The organism is Gloeomargarita sp. (assembly GCF_053491055.1).
The window spans coordinates 1-8,370 of sequence record NZ_JBRCEP010000004.1 but is presented as its reverse complement, the minus strand read 5'-3'; the positions used below and the strand labels follow the sequence as shown (position 1 = coordinate 8,370).

9 protein-coding genes are annotated in these 8,370 nt (G+C 57.7%); 7 read left to right on the top strand and 2 right to left on the bottom strand.

Annotated elements, in window-relative coordinates; translation table 11 throughout:
- Positions 1–2,114 (top strand): AMIN domain-containing protein (locus ACWISF_RS00230; protein WP_448379589.1); only part of this gene is annotated, 2,114 nt, incomplete at its 5' end.
- Positions 2,115–2,387: 273 nt separating this feature from the next.
- On the opposite strand, the gene folK is transcribed toward ACWISF_RS00230, so the two are convergent.
- Entirely contained in the window at positions 2,388–2,915 is a 528-nt protein-coding gene (gene folK, locus ACWISF_RS00225; protein ID WP_448379588.1) for a 2-amino-4-hydroxy-6-hydroxymethyldihydropteridine diphosphokinase, read from the bottom strand.
- Entirely contained in the window at positions 2,869–3,801 is a 933-nt protein-coding gene (locus tag ACWISF_RS00220; protein ID WP_448379587.1) for a transglutaminase family protein, read from the bottom strand. Before ACWISF_RS00220 ends, folK begins: the two co-directional genes overlap by 47 nt.
- Positions 3,802–3,832: 31 nt before the next feature.
- On the opposite strand from ACWISF_RS00220, the gene ACWISF_RS00215 reads away from it, so the two are divergent.
- The 6 genes from ACWISF_RS00215 to ACWISF_RS00190 form a co-directional block, all read left to right on the top strand.
- Positions 3,833–4,351 (top strand): hypothetical protein, encoded by a 519-nt coding sequence (locus ACWISF_RS00215; RefSeq protein ID WP_448379586.1) that lies wholly within the window; start codon positions 3,833–3,835, stop codon positions 4,349–4,351.
- Positions 4,352–4,485: 134 nt separating this feature from the next.
- Positions 4,486–5,016, top strand: coding sequence for an extracellular solute-binding protein (locus ACWISF_RS00210; protein ID WP_448379585.1), 531 nt, complete (start codon positions 4,486–4,488; stop codon positions 5,014–5,016).
- Between the two features lie 69 nt (positions 5,017–5,085).
- The gene (locus tag ACWISF_RS00205; RefSeq protein WP_448379584.1) at positions 5,086–5,496 is read left to right on the top strand and encodes a VWA domain-containing protein; all 411 of its coding nucleotides are present in this window, start codon (positions 5,086–5,088) and stop codon (positions 5,494–5,496) included.
- Between the two features lie 54 nt (positions 5,497–5,550).
- A complete protein-coding gene (locus ACWISF_RS00200) occupies positions 5,551–6,684 on the top strand; it encodes a glycosyltransferase family 4 protein (RefSeq protein WP_448379583.1) in 1,134 nt (377 codons plus the stop codon).
- Positions 6,650–8,023 (top strand): 16S rRNA (cytosine(967)-C(5))-methyltransferase RsmB, encoded by a 1,374-nt coding sequence (rsmB, locus tag ACWISF_RS00195; protein WP_448379582.1) that lies wholly within the window; start codon positions 6,650–6,652, stop codon positions 8,021–8,023. The genes ACWISF_RS00200 and rsmB overlap by 35 nt, the downstream gene beginning before the upstream one ends.
- Before the next feature lie 79 nt (positions 8,024–8,102).
- Positions 8,103–8,370, top strand: a 268-nt coding sequence (locus tag ACWISF_RS00190) for a helix-turn-helix domain-containing protein (protein ID WP_448379581.1), incomplete at its 3' end; no start/stop codon positions are given.

The following is an 8,370-nucleotide window of genomic DNA, read 5'->3' as shown; positions in this document are numbered from 1 at the left end:
TGGGGAGTGGTTTGGCCATTGTCCTGAAAACCCAAGGCGGTAAGCAAATCCAGGTTTTGGGGAGTCGGCAGGGGAATCAGTGGGTGGCGGAAATTCCCAATGCCCAACTGCACTTGCCGCAGGGGAGTTTTCAGCAGGAACGTCCCATTGCCGGGATTGCGGCGGTGCAGGTGGCTCCTTTGGCTGAAGGCGGTGTCCGGGTGACGGTAACCGGGAGCGGGAGGCAACTGGCCGGTCGCATTGGGCAGCGGCGGGATGACCAGGTGAGTTTTGTGATTGAACCGCAGCGGGTGGCGCAAGCCCAACCCAAGGCCCAGGTGAATCCTACTACGGTTGTGCAGGCGGAAGCGACGGACGCTGCGCCGCGGCCAGGGACGGGTTCGCCGACTACCATCCCCCCCAATTTACCCCAGGGGCCAAATCCTGTGCCGCCGGTTTTGCCCCGAGCGGTGGCGCCGCCGGTGGGGGATATTGCCGTTAGCCAGGTGAATGTGGGGGCAGAAATCATTGACCTGGGGCCAAAGGGAGCGACGCGGATTCCCCGGTTGGTGTTGCGGGATGCACCGGTGCGGGAAGTCTTGAGTTTGATCGCCCGGGCGGCGGGGGTGAACCTGGTCTATGTGCCGGATACCCAGAAAACGACGGTGCGGGCTACGGAATTGCAAGAAATTACCGGCGGGTTCCGGTTGCAGGCCAAAGGTGAGGTGGTAGAAGAGCAGGAAGTCGGGCAAACGACGGTTTCGTTGGACATTGAGAATGAAACGGCCCAGAATGTGTTGAATTACGTTCTGCGGGTAGCCCGTTTGCGCGCCAATAAGGTGGGGAACACGCTGTTTGTGGGGCGGAATTTGCCTGCGGAAGCGGACAATGTGATCAGTCGCACCCTTAGGATCAACCAGGCGCAAGCGGCGGGTTTGGCGGGGCATTTGGCTTCCCAGGGGGCCGAGGTCTATCGGACGGTGGTGGAAACGGTCTTGGTGACCAACCAAGTGGTGGCTTCTCCCGGTTCGCCGCCGGTGGTGCAGAGTTTTCCCCGCGAGCAGGTGCGGGTGGAGCAGATTGTGGCACCAGAGGGGGTTTCCAATGCGGTTTTGCGGGGGTTGCGGGCGGTCGTGGATACCCGTACCAATGCGATTACGCTGACTGGGCCAGCGCGTTTGGTGGAAATTGCCAGTGCCACCGCCGCGCAGTTGGATGTGCGGAAACGGCAGGCGATGGTGAATGTGAAGGTGATCGATGTGACGTTGAACAACACCCAAGCCCAGGGGTTTAGTTTTTCTTTTGGTCTCAACGACACCTTCTTCCGGGTTGACAATGGGGCGGCGGTGATTAATTTCGGTGCTAGTCCCCTGACGGGGGTTGGGAGTTTGCTTCCGGGGGGATTTCCACCCGGTATTGGGACGCCTTCCCAACCCCAGCCGTTTAGCCAAAGCTTTTTTGCCGCCCTGCAGGCCCAAATTGCCCAAAACAATGCCAAAATCCTGAGCGACCCCACGCTGCTGATCCAGGAGGGGGAGGTGGCGACGGTACAGTTGACAGCCGATGTCGTAACCAACATTACTGTCACTCCTCCCACAGGGGAAGGGCAAGCGCCCAGCATTACGGTCACCCGCGAACCAGCGGGTTTGTTGCTTTCGGTCAATCTGGAGCGGATTGACGACAACGGCTTTATCACCCTGTCGGCCAATCCGGATTTGAGTGCCCCCTCCGGCTCCTTTACCTTAAGTACCCCTGGGGTCGGCGGGAGTCCTGGAGCTGTCAATACAATTACGCTTTTGTCCCGGCGGCGGGTGACGACGGGGCGGGTGCGGCTGCGGGATGGGCAACCCCTGGTGCTGAGTGGTGTGATCCAGGACAGCGACCGGGTGCAGGCGTCCAAAGTGCCGATTTTGGGGGATATTCCCCTGCTGGGTACGTTATTCCGAGCCACCAATAAAACCAACCAGCGCAATGAAGTGATCGTGGTGATTACGCCGCAAATTATCAACGAAACGGATGCGGCCACCTTCAACTACACACCTGTGCCAACCGGTTCTGGCCCCCGCAGTGCGGTGCCGGCCCAACCCGTGAGCCAAAATCTGCCCCTGTTGGACGCAACAGGCGGTCAGCGTTAAACTTTGCGGTTTGAACCTCCAGTTTTTTGCCCTCTGCCAGGGATGGTAGAGGGTTTTTTGCTGCCCTTTGACAGGGGGATGCTTACGCAGTCCCCAAACGGATGCGTGGTCAAGACACCCCGAGACGGTTCCTTGCCACCACGTCGCCAGGTTCCGCTTACTTACGCGCGCACCGTCCGGGTCGTTTACCGGGGTAGGTGATTGTTTCGTCACCAACAAGCATTGGCAGGCGACTCCAGTTGCTCTGGGGCTTTTCCACCCCGTCGTACGACGCTACCAAGCTAACCCGATGTGTGCCCTGCAATGATTGGTAATTTTAACTATCGGTGATCTATCTATGTGTTGTGCCAAAGTAGCAACGGTGATGCCTGTACGTGGGTCTTGCCAATCCGGGGCAATTTCTGCCAAAGGCACCAAGACGAATCCCCGCCGGTGATACTCTGGATGCGGGATGGTTAATGCGGGGGTGTTGATGACCTGATGCCCGTAAAAAATAATGTCTAAGTCCAGGGTACGGGGTTGCCATTTGCCGGTGCGAACGCGGCCAAAGTGCTGTTCGGTTGCCAACAAAATCCGCAACAAATCCGCTGGGGGATGGGTCATCTCCAAGAGGGCGCAGCCATTGAGGAAATCTGGTTGGGGTGGCCCCAAAGCAGGGGTGCGATACCAATGGGAACAAGCCCTGATTTGCACCCCGTAAACCTGGGTGAGATGCACAAGGGCTTGGGACAGAATGAGACAGGAATCGCCTAGGTTACTGCCCAAGGCAATGGCAATGTGATCCGTTTGATTTGTGGTCATCCCAGGGCTGAATTGTGATCTCATACGTCAGATGACCGGTCACCCCCGGCGTGAGGATAGCGCCTGTAACGGGCAATGTGTCCTGGGGACGGGGACGCGCCGTCAAAGCCACATACCGGTCATGTACCGCCAAACCGTGAGTTGGGTCGTACCCCCGCCAACCGCCCCCCGGCAGATACACTTCTGCCCAAGCATGCAAATGCCGGTGCTGCCAATCCGGGTCACCCTCGTGATAACCGCTGACAAACCGCGCTGCCAACCCCACCGCCCGGCAAGCCGCCATGAATAAAACCGTCAAATCCCGACAGGCTCCCCGCCGCCGTTGCCAGGTCATCCCCGCAGGCCAAGGCGCACCCGCCGGACGGATAAAATGAGTACATTCGCGGTACAGGGTTTGATTCAATTCCTGCAAAAAGGCCAAGACCTGCCCCTCGGTTGCCACCACTAATTCCTGGGCCAGGGTCGTGGCTACGGGGTCGGGGGGAGCTTCCCAATAAGGACGCAATTCCTGCGCCAACGCCTGGGGGTAGTCCACCGGCAAGGTCACCGCCCAAGGCTCTAGCAAAAAGTCAAAGGGATTGTCCCGGTGGGTGATGACTTCTGTTTCCATGTGAATGTGCCAGTGGCTGATTGCTTGGTTGTACACTACCTGCACCTCGGTACTGCCATCGAGGGCGATATTGTGATAACGACGCAAAGGCGGCGGGTCCAGGGTCAACTGCCACGCCTGTATGGTTTGGGTACTGTCACAGCGGGGGTGCAGGCGCAGAATTTGGGGCGACAACTGCACCGGTTCTGGATAGGTGTAGGTAAGGTGGTGGTGAATTTGATAGCGCATGGTACTGAGATATAGATATATAGTACGCAGGGGAGCGTCGGGGCACATAACGGTCACACGTCACTGGCGGGGGTGGCGTTTGGGGCTGGCATTGCTGGCAGGTGGGTGTGGTTTTCTGGGCAATGGCACCACCCCAACGCCCAGCTTAGAAATCGAGTTGTTATTCGGCAGCGCCCTGAAGGAACTTTGTGAGCAAGCTGTGCCCCAATTCAACCAGCAAAACCCGAAATTGGCCGATGGCACCCGTTTTCGCATCCGTTGCACCACCCTAGGGACCGGGGATGTGGTTACGCAAGTGGTGAATCTTGCTCGGCAGTGGCAACAGGGACAAATTAAAGAAAGTGACCCACAATTTCCCACCTTAATTTCTTTGGATGGGGATATTTACCATAGCCAGTTGATTTACCGCATCGAACAGCTATTTTCCAGTAAAAATTATATCCCTCCCATCACCGAAACGCCCCTAATTACCTTCAGTCCCATGGTGTTTATGGTGCCCAGTGAAGTGGCAGCAAGTTTGCAGAATGTGAATTCTGTTTATCGCAAAATTCTGCCTGCGACCACCTTTCAAGACATTGACCCCAAAGCCCCCCGTTAAAAATTTTTTTCGTCCAAACTGTCCCCACCCGCTCCAATTCCGGCTTGCAAACCCTCGTGACCCAATTTGCGGAAGTTTCTGGCAAACCCCCAGAGCAACTCACGGTCGAGGATGTGCAAACCTATCTGCCCTAGGTGCAAAACATTCAGGCCAAGGTGACCCGCTATGGCATTTCCACCGGCAGTTTGGCGCGGGATATGGTCAAGTACGGCCCCTTTTGGGCATCCATCGGCTCGGTCTATGAATCGGCGGTGATTGAGGCCAACCAAAAGGCGACCCCCGGCCAGACCTGCTATGTGGCGATTTATCCCAAGGCCACCTTCACCTCGAATATGCGGGCGATTCTGCCCAATGCCCCCTGGGTCAGCCCCCAAGAACAGGAAGCCGCCCAGCAGGTCATTGCCTTTTTGCGCTCCCCACCCATCCAGGAACTGGCCGCCCGTTTGGGGTTGCGTCCAGGGGTCCCCGGCATCTCCTTGGGGAGCCAATTTACCCCCGCCAATGGGGTACAGCCCCAACCCACCTACAACTCGCTGCGCCCGCCTAACCCGGAAGTGGTGGCTGCCATGTTGCGCGCTTGGGAAGAGGTGGCCAAAAAACCCTCGCGGGTGGTGGTGGACGATTCCGGTTCCATGCGGGGCAAAGGGCTGGCTGCCCTGCGGTAGTCTCTTTACACCTACATCAACAACCTCAACCCCAAGGACGAACCGGCCCTCATCCGGTTTAGTTCCCAGGTGGATGCGCCCATCCTGATTCGCGGGGATGCCGCCGGGAAACAACGGGGCTTGGCGTTTGTGAACCATCTGCAGGCGCAGGGTAAAACTGCCCTCTACGACGCTATCTTGGCCGCACAGACCTGGTTACGCCAGCATCTCCGCCCCGGCGCCATCAATGCAGTCGTGGTGCTCACCGATGGGGAAGACACCAGTTCCCAGATCACCCTAGCGCAACTGGAACAAAAACTGCGGCAAAGTGGCCTGAATACGGATGAACGCATCAGCTTTTTTACGATTGGGTACGGCGAGGAAGGAGAATTTAACCCCGAAGCCTTGCAACGCATTGCCACCGTCAACGGCGGGTATTACAAATTGGGGAAACCGGAAACCATTGTCAATGTGATGGCCGACTTCCAGCTAGAGTTCTAAAATAAAAAACAGTCTTGTTCTTTTGCTTTTTTGAATGGGTTGTGGGGTGAGGGGATGCACATTGCCTGGTTAGGGAAAAAATCCCCTTTTTGTGGGAATGTCACCTACAGTCGGGAAGTGACCAATGCCTTGCGAGATCGGGGTTATCAGGTGAGTTTTTTGCACTTTGCCGCCCAGTTGGAAAAAGATGCGGATGTGTCTTCGCCCCAGGAATTTTCCCTGCCCTGTCTGTACAAGTCGCAAATTTACACCCTACCTAGCCCCGGAGCCAGCCAGACGCTGTTGCGCACCTTGCGGAACCTGCGCCCGGATGTGGTCCATGCTTCCTTAACCCTGTCGCCGTTGGATTTCAGCCTGCCGGAAATCTGCGGGGAGTTGGGGGTGCCGTTGGTGGCGACGTTTCATCCGCCTTTTGCCGCCCGCGGCTTGAATTTCGCCTCCAGCACCCAGTTTTTGACCTATCAACTCTACGCTCCTTGCCTGAGCAACTACGACCGGGTGATTGTGTTTTCCCGTTTGCAGCAGGATTTGCTGGTGCGCTTGGGGGTGCCTGTGGAGCGGCTGTGCATCATCCCCAACGGGGTGGATACGGAGCGTTATAGGCCTGGCTGGAGTACACTCAAGCAGGAATTGCAGACGGATTGCCTGTTTATTTACCAGGGGCGGATTGCTTTGGAAAAAAATGTGGAAGCGCTGCTGCAGGCCTGGAAGCGGGCGGACATGGGCAGTCGGGCCAAGTTGTTGATGGTGGGGAATGGGCCGTTGGCGCCGAATTTGATGACCCATTACGGCCCGGAGCAGGGGGTGCTGTGGCTGGGGTTTGTGGCGCAGGAACAGGAGCGGATTCGCCTGTTGCAGGGGGCGGATGTGTTTGTCCTGCCCTCGCTGGTGGAGGGCTTATCTCTGTCCCTGTTGGAGGCGATGGCCTGCGGGTTGGCTTGCGTGGCAACGGATGCGGGGGCCGACGGAGAAGTTCTAGAAAAGGGCGCAGGAATTGTCCTGTCGGCGCAGGGGGTGGCGACCCAACTGCGCACGCTTTTGCCGATGCTGGCCGAACAGCCGGAATTTCGCCGGATTTTGGGAACGAAAGCCCGTCAACGGGTGCTGGAGCGCTACACCCTTAGCCGCAATTTGGACCTGCTGGAAGCTCTCTATGCGGAAGTCGTCCGCCCGGTCTGTTCCCGCTGACCCCCGCTATCTCGCTTGGCAAGCCCTAGGGGATATTGCCGCAGGACAATTTACGGATCAGGTCTTGACGAAGTATTTAACGGATGACCTGGCGTTGCCCGACCGGCGGTTGTTGACGGAATTGGTCTGTGGGGTGACCCGCCAGCGGGGTTTTTTGGATGCAGTCATTGACCAGTTGGTGCCCCGGTCGCCGCCTCGCCCTGTACGGTGGTGGTTGCAGGTGGGGCTGTACCAGTTGCACTTTTGCCAACAGATTCCCGATTTTGCTGCGGTGGATACGACTGTGGCATGGGTGGGGCAAACCGTAGGGCGTCGCTGGGTGGGTTTGGTCAATGCCGTACTGCGAAATTATTTACGTTTGGCGGGTCATCATCCCCGGCAATTTCCCTTGTGGTTGCCTGCAGAACCGGCAGCGCGGCTGGCCCGGCAATACAGTTACCCGGTGCGGCTGGTGGAAACGTGGCTGGCCCAGGTGGGAGAAGCGGAAACGGAACAGTTGTGTCGGTGGTTCAACCAAGCCCCTGCGTTCTATCTGCGGGTGAATCCCCTGCGGACGGATGTGCCGACCGTGGTGGCGCAATTGCAGCAGGCAGGCATCGCCGCAACCCCGGTTCCCCATTTGCCCCAAGGGGTGAAGGTGACCGCTGGCGGGCGGGTGACCGACTGGCCGGGGTTCCGGGAAGGCCACTGGCTGGTGCAGGATGCGGCGGCGCAATGGGTGAGCCTGATGCTTGACCCGCAACCGGGGGAGACGGTGATCGATGCCTGCGCCGCGCCTGGGGGCAAAACCACCCACATTGCGGAATTGATGGGGGACCAGGGGGTGGTCTGGGCGGCGGACATGCGTGCCCAACGGCTGGCACAGGTGCAGGAGAATGTCCAGCGGTTGGGGCTGACCTGTGTGCGTTACCGCCTGGGGGATGCCCGTACCTTTGGGGATTGGCAGGGGTTGGCCGACCGGGTGTTGTTGGATGTGCCCTGTAGTGGCTGGGGCACCTTGCACCGTCATCCCGAAGCCCGTTGGCGGTGGGCAACTCAGGATGTCATGCCTTTGGTGCAAACCCAACAGGAATTACTCCAGGCAGCGGCCAATTGGGTCAAACCGGGGGGCATTTTGGTCTATGCCACCTGCACCCTCAACCCGCAGGAGAACCTCCAGCAAATTCAAACCTTTTTGGCGCAACATCCGGGTTGGGCGGTGGTGCCCCCCGTACTGCCTCCTGGTCTCAATTCTGCCCTTGACCCCCACACCCACACCGTCACCTTTTGGCCGCAACGGCACGACATGGATGGGTTTTTTGTGGCGAAATTGGTGCGGGGTTTCTCTAACTCCCCCTAACCCTTACAGTCATTTCCAACCAGTTTGCGACATTTGCCTTTATAGTCAAGCAGGGTAAGGTCGTCGTATTATAGGATAGATGCTGTGGAGAAAAGCGATGGCAAGACCATATAGTTATGATTTGCGTCAAAAAGCAGTCGCAGCAGTCTTAAAGGGGGCAAAACTAGTTGAGGTTAGTGAGTTATTTGGTATGAGCATCAGAACCATACAAAGATGGTTAAAAATGTGGTCAGAAACTGGTGATTATCGCCCGAAACAGAACGATCAAAAAGGTCATAGTGCTAAGCTTACTGATTGGGAGGGATTTCGCCAATTTGTCGAAGCAAATCCAGGGTTGACGCAAAAAG

What these genes read in the sequence shown, in the direction of transcription:
- ACWISF_RS00220 (WP_448379587.1), bottom strand. Translation starts at nt 3,801, where the DNA reads ATGTGCCCCGACGCTCCCCTGCGTACTATATATCTATATCTCAGTACC.
- rsmB (WP_448379582.1), top strand. Translation starts at nt 6,650, where the DNA reads ATGCGGAAGTCGTCCGCCCGGTCTGTTCCCGCTGACCCCCGCTATCTC.
- folK (WP_448379588.1), bottom strand. Translation starts at nt 2,915, where the DNA reads ATGACCACAAATCAAACGGATCACATTGCCATTGCCTTGGGCAGTAAC.
- ACWISF_RS00200 (WP_448379583.1), top strand. Translation starts at nt 5,551, where the DNA reads ATGCACATTGCCTGGTTAGGGAAAAAATCCCCTTTTTGTGGGAATGTC.